Source organism: Kitasatospora xanthocidica (assembly GCF_014656195.1).
Classification (GTDB): domain Bacteria; phylum Actinomycetota; class Actinomycetes; order Streptomycetales; family Streptomycetaceae; genus Kitasatospora; species Kitasatospora xanthocidica.
In genome coordinates, this window is sequence record NZ_BNBY01000023.1 from 49,457 (window position 1) to 65,580 (window position 16,124).

Consider the following 16,124-nt stretch of genomic DNA (forward strand, 5'->3'; position numbering starts at 1 on the left):
TTCCGCCTCGATTCCGCGGCGGTCGCGGGCGGCGCCGCCCGGCGCCACGGGTGCGGCCCCAGTATCGGCAGTGGGCGCGATCGGCGCCTCCCGGGGCGGGCACGGAACGGCGTGACCCCGGGGCGGGTGCGGAACGGCGTGGCCCCGGGGCCGGCGCGGGCCCCGGGGTCACGCCTCTTTCCGGCTCTGCCTCAGGTGCGGATCCGGCGGAAGACGACCACCAGGATGACGGCGGTGAGCGCCAGCAGGATCCCGGCCTCGACGAGCTGGATCGGCACCAGGTGGTCGACCGGGTGGTAGCGGAGCCAGGCGGCGGTGGCGTTGTCGCAGCGGTCCGAGAACAGACAGGTGTCGGAGGAGACCCTGCTGCCGTCGGCCAGCACGGCACCGCGGTCGATCAGCCAGGCGTTGGGGGGCTGCGCGGCGCCCAGCCCCGTCGCCCGGTCGGGCAGTGCGGTCACCTCGTCCACGACGGGCCGGAAGTACGGGCGGCCCCAGCGGATGATCCCGTGCATGGCAGCGACCAGCGCGCCGGTCAGGAACATCGCCGGCAGCGTACGGCGCACCAGCCGGCCGACCAGCACACCCAGCGCCAGCGCGAACAGCGACCAGGCGACCGGTGCCAACCCGAGGGCCGGGTAGGTGAAGAACTGGAACGGCGGGTCGAAGGCGCCCTGACCGTGCACGACGTCCGTCCACCACACCCAGGTCATCAGGGAGGCGACGGTGCCGCTGAAGACCAGGACGGCGAGACCGGGCACCGCGAGGCGGGCGGCCAGCCAGCGCACCGGGCTGACGGACTGCGCGCGGATCAGCCGGATAGTGCCGCGCTCGTACTCCTGGGCCAGCAGCGGCGCGCCGATGAACACGCCGATCAGCAGCGGCACGGCGGTGACCGCGGGCTGGAGGACGGAGACGAACCAGAAGTTCGGCCGGTTGATCGGTGAGAGCAGGGTCCAGCACCGGGCGTCGGACCAGGTCTCGGGCTCGTAGCAGCCGGTGCGCTTCAGGACGCCCACGGTGTGCCGGATGACGACGTGTATCCAGACCAGGTCGGCCGCCACCACGACCAGCAGCGCGGCCAGGGTCCACAGCACCGCCCTGTTCTGACGAAGTGTCAGCCAGAGCAGGCCGCGCAGCCCGGGCGCGGCGGGGCGTCGGGCACCGGAGATGGGTGCGGGGGCGGTGGCGCGGTCGGGCAGGACGTCGGTGTTCATGCGGCGGCCTCGTGGTCGGTGTGGTGGTCGTCGGCCGGGGTGGTGCCCGGTCGCGGGTCGGCCGGTGCGCGGAGGTAGCCCAGCAGCAGCTCCTCCAGGCTGGGCCGCTCGCTCTCCCAACGGCCGTCCGGCTCCCAACGGCCTTCCAGGGGCTCAGCGGTGCGCACCAGCGCGGTGGCCTGACGGCCCCCGACGCGCCGCTCGACCACCAGGTCGGCCGGGAGCTCGGCGTCCTCGGCGGGCCCGGTCAGCAGTCGGTGCCCGTCCAGGACCTCGTCCAGGTCGCCGGCCAGCCGGATCCCCCCGCGCTGGACGAGCAGCACGTGGTCGATGACGCCGTCCAGTTCGGGCAGGATGTGGGAGGAGACCACGATGGTGGTACCGCGCTCGGCGGCGGCCGACATCAGGGTGCCCATCAGCTGGTGCCGGGCGAGCGGGTCCAGGTCGGCCATCGGTTCGTCGAGCAGCAGCAGATCGGGGACCTTGCCGAGCGCGAGCGCCAGCGAGACCCGGGTGCGCTGGCCGCCGGAGAGCGATCCGATCCGCGCCTTGGGCCGCAACTCGCCCTGGTCGACGACGCGCTGGGCCGCCTCCTGGTCCCAGCCCGGGTTGAGCTCGCGCCCCATCCGCAGGGTCTCGGTGACGGTCAGGCCCGGATAGAGCGGCTTGTCCTGTGCCACGTACGCCACCCGGGCGCGTTGCCCCGGGCTGCCGGCAGCTTCGCCGAAGACCCGCAACTCACCCTCGGTCGGAGTCAGTTGGCGGGCAGCGAGGGCGAGCAGGGTGCTCTTGCCGGCGCCGTTGGGGCCCACCACGCCGCAGATCCGCCCGGTCGGGACGGTGAAGTCGCAGCCCCGCAGGGCCCAGCCGCCCCGGTAGCGCCGGCCGAGGCCGACGGCCTCCAACGCGGGCGTCATGGTCGTCGGGTCGTCCACCCGGTCCCCCCACAGTTCTCAGTTCGGTGTTGCCGGGGAGACCCCGGTGTCGAAACGCTGCTCCAGGACGGAGGCCATCAGCGCGGAGATGTCCTCGCGTTCCAGCCCGGCCTCGCGGGCCCGGTCCACCCAGCCGACCAGGTCCGCGCGCAGCGGCCCGTCGGCGGCCGCCTCCGGCCGGGCGAGCGAACGCCGGACGAAGGTGCCGAGCCCCGGGCGGGGCTCGACCAGCCCCTCGCGTTCGAGTTCGCGGTAGGCCTTCAGCACGGTGTTGGGGTTGATCGCGGTCAGCTCGACCACCTCGCGGGCGGTCGGCAGTTTGTCCCCGGGCTGCAGCAGTCCGAGCCGCAGCGCCTGCTTGGTCTGCTGCACGATCTGCTGGTACGTCGAGACGCCGCTGCGCCGCTCGATGCGGTACTCGATCACCGGCGTTCCGACCTTTCACTAGTTCAATAGTGGAATGGTGGACCACCGCGGCGCGGTGGTCAAGCCGAACCCGGGGGAGGGGGCGGCGGATCGGGCTCAGGGAAGCCTGAGCAGCAGCAGGCCGTCCTGGTCGACCAGCCGCCGGTAGCCGTAGCTCTGGTAGAGCGTCAGCATCCGGGCGGTGTCGGCGGTGGCGCACGGGGCCCGGACGCTCGGATCGCGCAGGTCGACGACCACCCAGTCCGGGCCCGGCCAGACCGGCTGCCGGCACACCAGGGAGACCTCCGCCCGGTCGGTCAGCTGGGCGGCCAGCCGGTTGGAGGCGGCCACCGTGGCGTCGTCCGGTATCAGGCGGAGCATCGCCCGGGTCTCGGCGAGCCGGGGCGAGGTGCTCCAGGCCTCGGGCATCACCACCTCGTGCAGCGGGTAGAGCGGCAGCGTCACGGCCGTCACCAGGGCGCTGACGGCGAGCGCGCGCCGGGCCGGACGCGCCAGCGGGGCGCGCGGGGCGCACGGGGCGCCGGTGGGGCTGGGGCCCGGGCGGGCGCCGGAGCGGCGCAGCGCGTCGACCAGGGCGGCGACCGCGATCGGCATCAGCACCGCGCTGTAGTGGTAACTGACGCCCCAGTAGTGCGGGTTGGCCGAGGACAGCCGCCAGGCCAGGGTGGGCACGCAGAGCAGGAGGAGCGGCGAGCGCAGACCGAGGAAGCCGGTCGTGGCGGCCAGCAGGAACAGCAGCAGCCACTTGACGGGCGGCCAGCCGAACCGCAGCGGCAGCGCCCAGAGCGAGGGCCGCCCGCCGCCGTCCAACTGCTGCCAGTAGTCGAAGCCTCCGCTCGGGTTGAAGGCCGGGAGGACGACGAGCACGGTGAGCGCGGTCGCGGCGAGGCCGAGGGCGGCGAGGGCGAGCCCGGGCAGCGGGGCGCGCCGGTCCTGCCGGGCCTGCCAGGCGATCAGCAGGCCGACGGCGGCCACCGTCAGGCCCAGGTCCTCCTTGACCAGCAGCAGCGGCAGCGACCAGAGCGCGGCTGCGAGCGGTCGGCGCCGGCCGAGCGCGGTGGCGGCGAAGGCCAGCAGCGGGACGGCGAAGGCGATCTCGTGGAAGTCGTCGGCCGCCGCCCTGACGATCCCCCAGGAGGCCCCGGTGACACAGCCGACGAGCAGTGCCACCCGGGGCCCGGCCACCTCGTGGGCCCAGCGGGTGAGCGGGACGACCGCCAGCGCCATGAGCAGGGCCTGGGCGACCACGAGCGTGAGCGGCGTGGGGAAGACCCGGTAGGCGGGGGCGAGGGTGGCGATCAGCGGGTGGAAGTGGTCCCCGAGCAGGTGGTACCCGGGCCCCTTGAGCGGCACGACCGGCGCCCGGAGGTGCGCGTACGCCCGGACGGCCTGCTCGAAGATTCCCAGGTCGTAGGCCTTGGTGAGGCCTCGGCGGTGCCGGTTGGCGCCGACGCAGACGTAGAGCGCGGCGAAGACCGCCGCCAGGCCCCAGGCCAGTGCGGCGGGGTGGCGGACGAGCCGGGCGGTGCGTCGGGGTGGGGGTGCGGCCGGCCGGGGGCGGGGCCGGCTGTGCGGGGCGAGGGCCAGGGGCATCGGCAAAGAACCCTTTCACTATTTGATTAGTGGAAGGGTGGTGGAAGTCCCCGGCCGGCGTCAACTCCGGTCCGGCGGGGCCGACTGGACCACCCTTCAAGTGTGCGTCACTGGCTTGACTGGTGATGTGAGCGACTGCCATCATTTCATCACCGCCCCAACCAGTGACGAGAAGCGCGAGAAACGTATCTCGACCTCGGTGGGGCGGACGGAAACCTACGACCCGGATCGGGAGCGCACCATGGCAGTCAGCTACACCGCCGTCGTCAACGTCGACGGAGAGGGCCGCAACGGCGGCCGGGTCCACTCCTCCGACGGCCTGCTGGAGACCGGCCTCGCCATCCCGAAGGAACTGGGCGGCGCCGGCACGGCGACCAACCCGGAGCAGCTGCTGGCGGCCGGCTGGGCCGCCTGCTTCCTCGGGGCGCTGCGCCGCGCCGCCGCTGACCGCAGGATCCGGCTGACCAGCACCACCATCACCGCCGAGATCACGCTGACCCACGGCGACGACAACGAGTTCACGCTCTCCGCGGTCCTCAACCCGGTGCTCGGCGGCGTGGACCGGGCCACCGCCGAGGAGCTCGCCCGGGCCGCCCACGGCATCTGCCCGTACTCCAAGGCCACCCGCGACAACATCCCGGTCACCATCAACGCCGGCGTCGCCGCCTGACCCACCCCCGGACGGCGGGCCCCGTGCCTGTACCCCCGTCCCGCACGGGGCCCGCTCCCACTCCGCACACCCGTGACCGCCGACCCGCACACCTGAACCGCTGCACCCGCACCGCCGCACCCGTACCGCCGACCGGAGAGCGAGGGCCCGCGATGGCCGCCACGACGCACATGTTTCCCCGCGCGGCCGGACGTGCCCGTCACGCCCCGGACCGGTGCTCCACCGGTCCGGCCGAACGGCGGCGCCGTGGCCCGGAGCGTGTCGGGCGCGTCGGGGAGGAGCGGTGGCCGGACGGCGCCCAGGTGTGGAACTGGGCGGAGACCGCGGTGCTGCTGGGCTACGGCCCCGGGGCGTGGTACTTCGTGTGACGCGCCGAGGGTGACGTATCGCCGTGGGCCGTGGGCCCGGTGGGTCAGCCGGCCGGGTCCGTCCCGACGAGGGTGTACAGGACCGAGCGCTCCTGCTTGTGGCGCCGGACGCGCCCCTTGGCGACGAGCGATTCCAGGGTGTTCCGGACGACCTGGGGCGTGGGGTCGCGCTTCGGGTGCTTCGCCATGAGCTCCTCCCGCAGGTCCTTCGCCGGGCAGGGTTCGGCGTGGCGGCCCAGCAGCTCCACCAGCAGGTCACTCAGCAGGGGCCGGCGCGAGTTCTCCTTCGCGCCGGCCTTCGCCGTGCGGGCGACCGGCCGCGCCGTCGCGGGGACGGGCTCCTCCTGCGTCTGCTCGGGCAGGCGCGACGGGTCGGCGAAGCCCTCGTACCGCTCGGCGAGGGAGAGGAGCTCGACCAGCAGGGACTCCTCCTGCTTCAGCACCTTGAGCGCGTTCTCCAGCTCCTGCTGTCGCCGGTGGTTCTCCTCCAGGTCCGACGCGACCTGTTCCACGTACCGGGACCGGAGTGTGGGGGCTGGCTGGCGGGTCACGACCGCTCACTCCCTCGAGATGGATGGTGTTGCATGGTACCCGTGCCGAGGGCCCGGGTGTGGCCCGGGCGGAACATGCCGGTCGTGCGTCAGTGCACACCCATGGCGGGCGAGGTCTTCTTCCGCGCCCGGTAGGCGGCGGCCTTGATCTTGTTGCCGCAGGACTCCATGCCGCACCACTGGCGGCGCATGCCCCGGGAGCGGTCGATGTAGATCCGGGTGCACTCCGGGTTGCCGCACTCCTTCATCAGCGGGAGGTCCGGTCCGCTGAGGAGTTCGACGGCGTGCCGCGCGACGGTGGCCAGGGCCTGTTCGGGGGTCGCCTCGTTGTGCCGTCCGGCCAGGGTGAGCTGCGGTGTCACCGGTGGCTTGCGCGCGGCGCCGTTGAGGACGGCGAGCGCCTCGCGGTCGAACTCCTCCTCGGCGAGCCGGTTGGTGACGAGCCGGTAGACGGCCTCGCGCACGGTCTTCGCCTCCCGGACGTCGTGCTCGTCGCCGGGCGTGATCGTGTCCACGAGCCCGCAGTCGAGGTACCAGGCGTTCAGCCGCTCGGGCGTCACGAACATCTCGAACCGGGTCGAGCGCCGCGCGCGGAGGGTGGCGGCGAAGTCGAGGGCCGGGTGCCCGCACACGAAGACATGGTCAAGGTTCACATCACCATCCTGACAGGTGACTGTAAGAGGCGCAAGAACCACCCTCCGCGCGGGCCCCGACGGCAGGTGCACGAACGACACGCCCCGCGCCGGGCCCGGAGGCCCCGGCGCGGGCCGCGTCGTGCACCGACGGGTCACACCGTGGGGGCTCCGGTTTCCCGCAGGGTGCCGTCGGTGAGGCGCAGGCGGCGGTCCACGCCGATCTCGGCGAGGAAGCGCTCGTCGTGGCTGACCACCAGGAAGGCGCCCCGGTAGGCGTTGAGGGCGCTCTCCAGCTGGCTCGCGCTGACCAGGTCGAGGTTGTTGGTCGGCTCGTCGAGCAGCAGCAGGTGGGGGGCCGGCTCGGCGCACAGTACGCAGGCCAGGGTGGCGCGCAGCCGCTCGCCGCCGGAGAGCACCCGGACCGGCAGGTGGGCCCGGGCGCCGCGGAAGAGGAAGCGGGCGAGCAGGTTCATCCGTTCCGTCTCGGGGCGCTCGGGGGCGGCGGCCGCGAAGTTCTCGGCCACGGTGCGCTCCGGGTCCAGGAGGTCCAGGCGCTGGGAGAGGTAGGCGATCCGGCCGTCGGCGCGGGTGATCCGCCCCTCGTCCGGGGTGAGCTCGCCGGTGATCAGGCGCAGCAGGGTGGACTTGCCCGCGCCGTTGGGCCCGGTCAGCGCGATGCGTTCGGGGCCGCGGACGCTCAGGTCGACGCCGCCGTCGGCGAACACGGCGCGGCCGGCGTGGCGGACCTGGAGGCCCTCGCCGAGGAAGAGGTTGCGTCCGGCGGGCACCTGGGTGTCCGGCAGTTCCAGGGCGAGCCGCTGGTCCTCGCGCAGGGCCCGGCCGGCCTCGTCGAGCCGGGCCTTGGCCTCGCTGACCCGGGAGGCGTGCACCTGGCCGGAGCGGCCGGCCGCCTCCTGGGCGCCGCGCTTCATGTTTCCGGCGAAGATGCGGGGCAGGCCGGCGTTCTTGAGGCTGCGGGCGGCGTTGCTCGCGCGGCGCTCGGCGCGCTCGCGGGCCTGCTGCAGTTCGCGCTTCTCCCGCTTCAGCTCCTGCTCGGCGTTGCGGACGTTCTTCTCGGCGACCTCCTGCTCGGCCCGCACCGCCTCCTCGTACGCGGTGAAGTCGCCTCCGTAGTAGCGCAGTTCACCGCCGTCGAGCTCGGCGATGCCCTGCATCCGGTCGAGCAGCGCGCGGTCGTGGCTGACCAGCAGCAGGCAGCCGTTGAAGTCCGTCAGCACGTCGTAGAGCTTGTGCCGGGCGGCCAGGTCGAGGTTGTTGGTCGGCTCGTCGAGCAGCAGGACGTCGGGGCGCTTGAGGAGTTGGGCGGCGAGGCCGAGGGAGACGATCTGGCCGCCGCTGAGCGTGCTCAGGCCGCGGTCCAGGGCGAGGTGGCCGAGGCCGAGCCGGTCCAGCTGGGCGCGGGTGCGCTCCTCGATGTCCCAGTCGTCGCCGATGGTGGTGAAGTGCCGCTCATCGACGTCGCCGGACTCGACGGCGTCGATGGCCCGGATGACGTCGGCCACGTCGAGCACCTCGGCGACCGTGAGGTCACCGGTGAGGGGCAGGCTCTGGCTGAGGTAGCCGAGGGTGCCGCCGACCGTCACCGAGCCGGTGGCGGGCGTGAGTTCGCCGGCGATGAGCTTGAGCAGGGTGCTCTTGCCGGAGCCGTTGGGTGCGACGAGGCCGGTGCGGCCCGTGGGCACGGTGAAGGACAGGTCGTGGAAGACCGGGGTGTCGTCCGGCCAGGAGAAGGAGAGGTTGGAGCAGACGACGGAGGCGTCGGACATGGAGGTGACCTCGAAGGAGACTGAGGGCAGGGCTGGGAGCGCTGCCCCGGGCAGACATGGGAAAGGGGTACGACGAAACGGACCACTACGGCTGCGGCGCTCCTGGAGCACCGGCCGGTGGCCGTCGGTTCCGGATCTCACCCGGAGATGTCGTCGTCACCCGCCATGACTGCCACTCCTCGATCACATGATGTCTGGTCACACGCAGCGTAGCAGGTGTGACCGTCGGCCGCCGAGGTTTCTCACCGGACCGCGTGTGCCGCCTGGACCGCCCCCACCGCCCGTGCCAGCCTGCCCCGGTCGCGTCGTTGACAGCGGTGGCCGCCGACCCCTTTCGTCACCGGCTTGGCCGGTGATACGTTTCGACCAAGCCCCCTGCCCATGTGCCGTGCACATGTTTCCGCACGGCCGGGCACACACCCACCTTTCTCGGACGGGACACCCATGAAGAAAATCCTGATCGTGCTCGCCACCGGCGCGGCGCTGGCCGCCGCGAACCTGCCGATGGCGGCGGCGGCACAGAGCAGCCCCGTGCCCGCGACCTTCTCCTGCGCCCCGGTGTCCGTCCAGGCCCCCGCCGGCACCGCGGTGGAGTCCGTGACGACGCTCCGCCAGGAGGGCGGCACCGTCAACGGCACCGGAGTGGTGGGCGGCACCGTCACCGGCGTGCCCGCCTACTGCGAGGTGACCGTCACCCTGACCCACCCGGGCGACGACGACCACGCCAGGGTACGGACCTGGCTGCCCGTCAGCGGCTGGAACGGCCGCTTCCAGGCGCTCGGCGGCAGCGCCTACGCCGCCGGGGACAACAACGTCGGGATGGGCACCGCGGTCAAGAACGGCTACGCCGCGACCACCACCGACGCCGGACTCGGCGACGCCGTCGACGTCTCCTGGGCGCTGAACGCCAAGGGCGAGGTCAACACCGCGCTGCTGGAGAACCTCGCCTCCCGCTCCCAGCACGAGGCCGCGCTCGTCGGCAAGCAGGTCGTCGCCGCGGCCTACGGGCAGCAGGCCTCCTACTCCTACTTCAACGGGTGCTCCACCGGGGGACGCCAGGGCTACATGGAGGCCCAGCGCTACCCCGACGACTTCGACGGCATCCTCGCCAACGCGCCCGCCGTCAACTGGGGCGAGTTCGAGGTCGCCACCCTGTGGCCGCAGGTGGTCATGAACAACGAGAAGACCTACCCGTCCGCCTGCGAGTTCAAGGCCTTCACCGACGCCGCCGTCAAGGCCTGCGACCCGCTGGACGGCCTCAAGGACGGCCTGGTCAACGACGCGTCGCGGTGCGACTTCGACCCGCGCCGGCTGATCGGCACCACAGTGGTCTGCGAGGGCCGGGAGCTGACGATCACGGCAGCCGACGCGGCCGTGGTGCGCAAGATATGGGACGGCCCGCGGACCGCCTCCGGCAAGAAGCTGTGGTCCGGCGTCCCGGTCGGCGCGGACCTGTCGGCCCTGGCGGGTGTCGCCCGCGATGCCGACACCGGCGCGGTGAAGGGCGCGCCGTTCCCCGTGCCGCAGTACTGGGTGGCGAGCTGGCTGAAGAAGCAGCCGTCGTTCGACGTCTCGACGATCACGTACGACCAGTTCACCCAGCTGTTCGAGCAGTCCCGCGCCGAGTACGACCGGATCATCGGCACGGACGACCCCGACCTCTCCGCCTTCCGCGACGCCGGCGGCAAGCTCCTGAGCTGGCACGGCCAGGCCGACCAGTTCATCCCCACCCAGGGGACCGTCGACTACCGCCGGCAGGTCGAGCGGACGATGGGCGGCGGCAAGCGGGTCGACGACTTCTACCGCCTCTTCCTGGTCCCCGGCGCGGGCCACTGCGGCCTCAACAAGGGCGTCGGCACCATCGACGACCTCGCCGCGCTGACCGCCTGGGTCGAGCAGGGCAAGGCCCCCAGGACGCTGCCCGCCACCCTGACCGACGCCGCCGGACGCGACGTCAAGCGTGACGTGTGCGCCTACCCCAAGGTGTCCCGCTACTCGGGCCACGGCGACCCGGCGGCGGCGTCCAGCTTCCGCTGCGTCCCGGCGAACCGGTACTGATTCCCTCCCGGCACCGACTCTCTCTCCCGGCCCGTGCCCCCCTGGCGCGGGCCGGGTTCTTTCGTTCCGGGGCCACCAAGGGACGGTCCGGTCGAAGCGGTCCAGGCACGCGAGGCCGGGCGTGCCCAGGCGGGGGAGCAGGCCCTCCACCAACAGGGGACGGTCTCCTCGACGGCGAACGGCAGGTCAGAACTGCCCAGGGACGCGTCGTGACGTGCAACCCACCAACACCGCGCCGAGACCCCGCATCCGCCGGATGGCCCCGTTCGAGGAGTGGCCGCCGGGGGACATGCCCCGCATGAGACCTCAGTGGATCAAGACCGGTTGTTGGAGTCTGCTCGTCGGTGCGGTGATGGTCGCGGCGTCGCTCCACCCAGCGGCTCAGAACGCCGGTGGTGGAGCCCCCGAAGAGACAGCCGCAGACCCCGACGGGCCGACTGATGCGGGGACGGCCGGAAGGGGGCACTACAGCATCGTGAAGGGGGCTGCCGGCTACGCGCAGATCGTGGGGGTCTTCGGGGCCCTTGCGGTGCCGGCGATCGTGTTCCTCTTCACCTCGCTGTCGAGCGTCACGCCGCCCGGTTTCGTTGTCGACAGAGGCCGCGTAGCGCTGGCGGCGGGGCTTCTCGTCGTGGCGATGATCGGAAGCCTGGCAGGGGCGATCGGGCTGGCTTCGGTGGGCGGGGAGGAAGCGGAGACGCCGAACCTCCCGGCGGCGATCATGTTCGTGGGGGTGTCGGCGGTCGTGTCGCTCGTGACCATGCTGGGGGCCTTCGAGGTGATGGCCTCGGTCTACCTGGCGGAGCAGAAGAAGCTGTTCCAGGTGATCGTTTGGATCGGCGGGCTCGTCGGCGTCTTCTTCGTCTCGTGTGCCGTGGGCGACAGTTGGATCGACGGCCCGGCCGCCAGCGGATCCTGGGTCGCCGGCCAGAAGGCCGCGTACAGGAAGTCCCTATGGCTCGCGGTGACCGCTTTGGGCGTCGTCGTGGCCGGGATCCTGATTCGGTACATCGGGAAGGTCACGATTCCCACCTCCGCGAACTGGCCGGTCTGGGTGGGATTGGGGGTAGCGGTGCTCGCGTTGGGCTGGGGCGTCGGCCGGTCGCAGCACTCGCGCAGCCCGAAGGCTCTCAGGTGGTGGGAGGCGTACGGGACCGTCGTCTTCGCATGCGCCTACGTGGTGGTGCTGGCGATGTCGCTGCCCTAGCCCTGGGGCAGGTCGGACGGACACGCCGGAGGGGCATGCGCGGGTGCGCATGCCCCTCCGGCGTCCGGCGTCGGGGGGAGCTCAGTTGTCGTTGCTGTTGAAGAGGGAGAGGACCTGGAGGATCTCCAGGTAGATCCAGACCAGCGTGGTGGTGAGGCCGAAGGCGGCCAGCCAGGCGTCCTCCCGGGGGGCGCCGTCGGTGAGGGCGTCCTCGATCTGGCGGAAGTCCAGGGCGAGGAACCCTGCGCCGAGCAGGACGCCGATGGCGCCGAAGAGGAGGCCGAGGCCGCCGCTGTGGAAGCCGAGGCCGTTGCCCGCGCCGAAGGCGGAGAAGAGGGTGTCGGCGAGGAGCAGCAGGAGGAAGCCGGTCGCGGCGGCGGTGAGGAACCCGGCGAACCGGTGGGTGACGCGGATCCAGCGCATCCGGTAGGCGAGCAGCACGCCCGCGGCCACGGCGAAGGTGCCGAGGACGGTCTGGACGACGACGCCCGGGGTGAGGTGGGTGGAGGTCGCGCTGGAGATCACCCCGAGAAAGAGGCCTTCGAACGCGGCGTACCCGAGGATCAGGGCGGGGGAGGGCTGCCGCCTGACGGACTGGAGCATCGCCAGGGCGAAGGCGACGGCGGCGGCGCCCAGGGCGATCCCGTACGAGGTGCCGAGGTTCGCGGCGTCGACCGGGAGGAGGAGCCAGGAGAGCACCGCCGTCAGGACCGTGGTGCCGAGCGTCGTCGCGGTGCGTACGACGACGTCGTCCAGGGTCATCGGGGTTACGGGGGTGGGGTCCTCGTGGGTACGGAGGTCGCTCTCCGGCGGGCCGCCCGCGTGGACGCCGACCGGCTGGAGCAGCACGGTGTCGGCGGGGGCCGGGGTGCGGGTGGCGCCCCAGCGGGAGAGGACCGGGTTGGTGCTCTTCATGTCATTCCTCCTCGTCCGCCGCGCGAGCGGCCTGCGGTGGCGCGTCGTCAGGGGGTGTGCGGGGAGTGCCGAACGGCACACGTGTGACCTCACGCGCCCATCGGCTCGACGACGACCTTATGCGTCACCACTCTGACAGGTGACGCAAGGTCGGGCAAGTCGCTGAGGCCGGGTGCGACGGCCGCCGTCATTCGGACGGTGCTCCCGGGCGTTCGAGCAGCCCGCGGAGGAACCCGTCCCAGTCGATGCCGGCCAGTTCCGAACCGGCCGGGGCGATCCGGTAGGTGGCGTCCAGCCAGACCTCCAGCGGGCCGGTCGGCAGCTCGAACAGCGCCTCGATCTCCGGGGTTTCGAGGAGGAGCCAGGAGGAGAGCCGCTCGTCGGACTGGGCCGGCCACATCCGGACGTCGCCGCAGCCGCTCATCGTGCTCAGGCCGCCGTGCAGCAGCTCGCGGCCGAGCCGCCAGATGAGGCTCGGTCCGCGTTCCGCGAGGAACTCGACGGTGATCACGGCGGGCATCGCCGGATCGAAGCGGAACTCCGCCCGCACGGGCAGCCGGGTGAACTCGTCGAGCATCTGGTCGGTGTCCAGCAGCAGTGGCGGCAGGTGCTCGGGCGTCGAACGGGCCCGCAGTGGCGATTGGTCACGGTGCATGGCAGGAGTTCCCCCTCCGGGTGTGAACGGTGCGGCACCCACTCTTCGCCGGACGCGGCGCCGGGCGCATCGGTCACATGACGGTCGGCGGACGCGGTGCGGCGGGGCGCCGCGTCGGAGGGGGCGGCGCGGAGGGCGGTCCGGGCGTCCACGGGCGGACCGTCATTTGACTGTTCCGCCGCCCGATCCGACGGGCGCACAGTGAGGGCCGAGGCGCCGCGCCCCGCAGCGGGGCGACGCCGGGAGAGCACCGACGAGCCGATCGACAGGGAAGAGTGCCCGCATGGCCAGGTCCGACATCCGTTTCCACAGCGCCGGCATCGAGATCGCCGCGCACCTGTACACCCCCGACACCCCGGCGTCCGGCCCGCGTCCGGCGCTGGTGGTCGGGCACCCGGGCACCGGGGTGAAGGAGCAGACCTCCGGCACGTACGCGCGGCGGATGGCGGAGCGCGGCTTCGTCGCGCTCGCCTTCGACGCCGCGTACCAGGGCGAGTCGGGAGGTCTGCCGCGCGGGCTGGAGGACCCGGCCCAGAGGGTGGAGGACTTCAAGGCCGCGGTGTCCCACCTGCTCACCCGGGCGGAGGTCGACGAGGGGCGGATCGGCCTGCTGGGCATCTGCGCCTCCGGCGGCTATTCGCTGGCCGCCACCGGTGGTGATCCCCGGGTCCGGGCGGTGGCCGCGGTGTGCACCGCCGATCCCTCCCGCCAGTTCCGGCTCGGAGCCGACGGCGCCCAGGACCCGGCGGTCTTCCGGGCCCTGCTGGACGCGGCCGGCCGGGCCCGCACCGCCGCGGCCCGGGGGGAGGACCCCGGTGTGCTGACGATGTTCCCGGAGACGGCCGACGAGGCGTTCGCGCTGGGCGGCGACCACGGCGTCCAGGGCTTCGAGTACTACTGCACCTCGCGCGGCGGGCACGAGCGGTCCGCGAAGGTCCTGGCCTGGGAGAGCATCGACCGGATGGCCTGCTACGACGCCTTCTTCGCCGTCCCGCTGATCGGCCCGCGCCCGATGCTGCAGATCGTCGGCGAGCGCGCCGTCACCTCCTGGATGGCCGTCGAGGCGCACCAACGGGCCACCGGGCCCGCGGAGTTGCACTGGATCGAGGGGGCGGACCACGTCGGCCTCTACGACCGGAAGGAGTACATCGACCAGGCGGTGGACAGGCTCGCCGACTTCTTCACCGTCCACCTGGGCGCCGCGGACTGACGGGACCGTCGGAGGTGGCAGCACGAAGGGGCCGGCAGCTCGGGCTGCCGGCCCCTTCCGGGCTTCCGTCGGTCTCCCCGGTCCCGCCGAGCGGGGCCGGGGGCGTGCTCATGCGGCGCGCAGCGGGCCCGCGAAGGACTTGCGCAGGGACGGGGGAGCGGCGACCGGGAGGAGGGCGGCGAGCATCTTGCCCTTGAGGGTGGTGGGCTCCCGGGTCAGCTCGACGTCGACCCGGGTGCCGTCGCCCTCCGGGGCCATCCGGAAGACCCAGCCGCCGCCGGCGCCGAAGAGCTTGGAGTCGAGGGTGGTGACGGTGACGGTGTCCCCGCCGGCCCGCCACTCGTACCGGGCGCGCTCCCAGGCGGCGGCGGTGCCCTCGGTGACCTCGGCCCAGGTGTCGCCGAGGTCGTGGACCTCGAAGTGCTTGGCGTCGATCGTGGGCCACGCCTCGGCGCGGGCGGGGCTGAAGTCGGTCAGCACCGCCAGGACCTCCGCCGGGGCGAGCGTGGAGACGAGATGGAACCGTACGACTGCCATGATGGGCTTCCTCGCTGAGAAGTTACTGTTCTGACCGGTGACGATGGGGTTCCATGGCGATGCGTCACCAGTCAAGGTGGTGACGCTTGCCAGGTGTGCGAACGCCCGGGCGAGAGGGGCGGCCGCAGAGGGCCGAACACAGCGGCCGACCGTCGGACTTGAGTCATTCGACTGTCGTCCGCCCCCTTCGCCCGGGCGATGCCGGAGGTCAGGCGTTCCGCCCGTCGGACGCCGTGCCCAGGGCGTCGCGCAGGGCGGCCCGGGAGGTGATGCCCAGTCTGGGGAAGACGCGGTAGAGGTGGGTGCCGACCGTGCGCGGCGACAGGTGCATGCGGGCGCCGATCTCCTTGTTGGTGAGGCCGCCGGCGGCGAGGACCGCGATCCGGCGTTCCTGCCAGGTGAGGGCCGGGTGGCGGACCCGGGCCGGGTCCGGGTCAGGCAGGGCCGGTCAGCGGGCGGTGGCGCGGGCGGCCTGCTCGATGACGTCCGCGACGAGGCGGGGGCGGGAGACGGCGACCGAGTGCGAGGCGGCCACCTCGGTGGTGTGGGCGTGGGCGCGCTCGGCCATGTAACGCTGGACCGCCGCCGGGATGTTGAGGTCCCGGGTGGTGACGACGGCCCAGCTGGGCCTGGTCTGCCAGGCGGCGCCGGTGGCCTTCTCCTCCAGGGCGGCCTTGGCGATCGGGCGCTGTTCGGCGGCCATCAGGGCGGCCTGGCCGGCCGGGACGTCGGCGGCGAACTGCTGGCGGAACCTGTCCTGGCGGATGTACAGGTCGGTCGCGGTGCCGCCGTCACCATGCGGGTAGGTGACGGGGTCGAGGGCATCGGGGAGGGTGGAGCCCGGGAACCTGTTGGTGAGCTCCAGCGCGGTCTCGCCGGGGGCGGGCAGGAAGGCGGCCACGTAGACCAGGCCCTTGACCTCGGGGTCGTCGGTCGCGGCCGCGCTGATGACGGTGCCGCCGTAGGAGTGCCCGGCGAGGATCTTGGGGCCCTTGATGTGGTCGAGGACGGTGCGCAGGGCGGCGGCGTCGGAGGCCGGACCGCGCAGCGGGTTGGCGGCGGCGACCACCGGGTAGCCGTCCTTGCGCAGTTCGGCGATGACGCCGTTCCAGCTGGAGCCGTCGGCGAAGGCGCCGTGCTCCAGGACGACGGTCGGCTTGGCGCGGCCGCCGAAAGCGTCGGCCCCGGCGGCCCCGGCGGCCCCGGCCGGGCTCGGGAGGGTGAACGCGCAGAGCGCGAGACCCGCCGTGAGTGCCGAGACCGCGGCCGCCACCAGTCGCCCGCGTCGACCCTTGATGCTCACCACGACAAACCCCTTTCGGGCATTCCGGATATGGGCGGGGTCGGCAGGGCCGACCCC

16 protein-coding genes and 1 pseudogene are annotated in these 16,124 nt (G+C 73.0%); 5 read left to right on the forward strand and 12 right to left on the reverse strand.

All coding sequences use genetic code 11. The features are described 5' to 3' along the window. Nucleotides 1-191 precede the first annotated feature (191 nt). The 4 genes from IE332_RS30265 to IE332_RS30280 form a co-directional block, all read right to left on the reverse strand. A complete protein-coding gene (locus tag IE332_RS30265) occupies nucleotides 192-1,217 on the reverse strand; it encodes an ABC-2 membrane transporter-related protein (RefSeq protein ID WP_189922555.1) in 1,026 nt (341 codons plus the stop codon). Continuing rightward, complete coding sequence (locus IE332_RS30270) at nucleotides 1,214-2,134, reverse strand: ABC transporter ATP-binding protein (RefSeq protein ID WP_189922727.1); 921 nt, start codon at nucleotides 2,132-2,134, stop codon at nucleotides 1,214-1,216. The genes IE332_RS30265 and IE332_RS30270 overlap by 4 nt, the downstream gene beginning before the upstream one ends. Nucleotides 2,135-2,170: 36 nt before the next feature. Continuing rightward, nucleotides 2,171-2,578: a GntR family transcriptional regulator gene (locus IE332_RS30275; RefSeq protein WP_189922557.1), complete on the reverse strand. Its 408-nt coding sequence runs from the start codon at nucleotides 2,576-2,578 to the stop codon at nucleotides 2,171-2,173. Nucleotides 2,579-2,674: 96 nt separating this feature from the next. Continuing rightward, a complete protein-coding gene (locus tag IE332_RS30280; RefSeq protein WP_189922559.1) occupies nucleotides 2,675-4,171 on the reverse strand; it encodes a DUF2079 domain-containing protein in 1,497 nt (498 codons plus the stop codon). Between the two features lie 241 nt (nucleotides 4,172-4,412). On the opposite strand from IE332_RS30280, the gene IE332_RS30285 reads away from it, so the two are divergent. After that, a complete protein-coding gene (locus tag IE332_RS30285) occupies nucleotides 4,413-4,841 on the forward strand; it encodes an Ohr family peroxiredoxin (RefSeq protein ID WP_189922561.1) in 429 nt (142 codons plus the stop codon). A gap of 152 nt (nucleotides 4,842-4,993) precedes the next feature. Further along, nucleotides 4,994-5,209 carry a hypothetical protein gene (locus IE332_RS30290; protein ID WP_189922563.1) on the forward strand — a complete coding sequence of 72 codons (216 nt, stop codon included), beginning with the start codon at nucleotides 4,994-4,996 and terminating at the stop codon, nucleotides 5,207-5,209. 44 nt (nucleotides 5,210-5,253) lie between these two features. Here the strand turns inward: IE332_RS30290 and IE332_RS30295 are convergent, their stop codons facing one another. The 3 genes from IE332_RS30295 to abc-f all read right to left on the reverse strand — a co-directional run bounded on the left by IE332_RS30295 (nucleotide 5,254) and on the right by abc-f (nucleotide 8,182). Further along, complete coding sequence (locus IE332_RS30295; protein WP_373313879.1) at nucleotides 5,254-5,721, reverse strand: hypothetical protein; 468 nt, start codon at nucleotides 5,719-5,721, stop codon at nucleotides 5,254-5,256. Between the two features lie 128 nt (nucleotides 5,722-5,849). After that, a complete protein-coding gene (locus IE332_RS30300; RefSeq protein ID WP_189922573.1) occupies nucleotides 5,850-6,413 on the reverse strand; it encodes a CGNR zinc finger domain-containing protein in 564 nt (187 codons plus the stop codon). Between the two features lie 134 nt (nucleotides 6,414-6,547). Continuing rightward, nucleotides 6,548-8,182, reverse strand: a complete 1,635-nt coding sequence (gene abc-f / locus IE332_RS30305; RefSeq protein ID WP_189922575.1) for a ribosomal protection-like ABC-F family protein — start codon at nucleotides 8,180-8,182, stop codon at nucleotides 6,548-6,550. A 444-nt stretch (nucleotides 8,183-8,626) separates the two neighbouring features. On the opposite strand from abc-f, the gene IE332_RS30310 reads away from it, so the two are divergent. Then, a complete protein-coding gene (locus tag IE332_RS30310) occupies nucleotides 8,627-10,240 on the forward strand; it encodes a tannase/feruloyl esterase family alpha/beta hydrolase (protein ID WP_189922577.1) in 1,614 nt (537 codons plus the stop codon). A 214-nt stretch (nucleotides 10,241-10,454) separates the two neighbouring features. Continuing rightward, nucleotides 10,455-11,447, forward strand: coding sequence for a hypothetical protein (locus IE332_RS30315; RefSeq protein ID WP_189922579.1), 993 nt, complete (start codon nucleotides 10,455-10,457; stop codon nucleotides 11,445-11,447). Between the two features lie 81 nt (nucleotides 11,448-11,528). Here IE332_RS30315 and IE332_RS30320 read toward each other — a convergent pair whose 3' ends face one another. Both IE332_RS30320 and IE332_RS30325 read right to left on the reverse strand, forming a co-directional pair. Next, complete coding sequence (locus IE332_RS30320; RefSeq protein ID WP_189922581.1) at nucleotides 11,529-12,362, reverse strand: Bax inhibitor-1/YccA family protein; 834 nt, start codon at nucleotides 12,360-12,362, stop codon at nucleotides 11,529-11,531. Between the two features lie 187 nt (nucleotides 12,363-12,549). Next, complete coding sequence (locus IE332_RS30325; RefSeq protein WP_189922583.1) at nucleotides 12,550-13,017, reverse strand: SsgA family sporulation/cell division regulator; 468 nt, start codon at nucleotides 13,015-13,017, stop codon at nucleotides 12,550-12,552. Between the two features lie 283 nt (nucleotides 13,018-13,300). Between IE332_RS30325 and IE332_RS30330 the strand changes: the two genes are divergently transcribed. After that, nucleotides 13,301-14,227, forward strand: a complete 927-nt coding sequence (locus IE332_RS30330; RefSeq protein WP_189922585.1) for an alpha/beta hydrolase — start codon at nucleotides 13,301-13,303, stop codon at nucleotides 14,225-14,227. 108 nt (nucleotides 14,228-14,335) lie between these two features. Here IE332_RS30330 and IE332_RS30335 read toward each other — a convergent pair whose 3' ends face one another. From IE332_RS30335 to IE332_RS30345, 3 genes and pseudogenes are all read right to left on the reverse strand, one after another. Next, a complete protein-coding gene (locus IE332_RS30335) occupies nucleotides 14,336-14,764 on the reverse strand; it encodes an SRPBCC family protein (protein ID WP_189922587.1) in 429 nt (142 codons plus the stop codon). Nucleotides 14,765-14,972: 208 nt separating this feature from the next. Further along, nucleotides 14,973-15,167: pseudogene (locus tag IE332_RS30340) on the reverse strand (response regulator transcription factor); the annotation flags it as partial. Nucleotides 15,168-15,212: 45 nt separating this feature from the next. Continuing rightward, nucleotides 15,213-16,070, reverse strand: a complete 858-nt coding sequence (locus tag IE332_RS30345) for an alpha/beta fold hydrolase (protein ID WP_189922589.1) — start codon at nucleotides 16,068-16,070, stop codon at nucleotides 15,213-15,215. Nucleotides 16,071-16,124 lie beyond the last annotated feature (54 nt).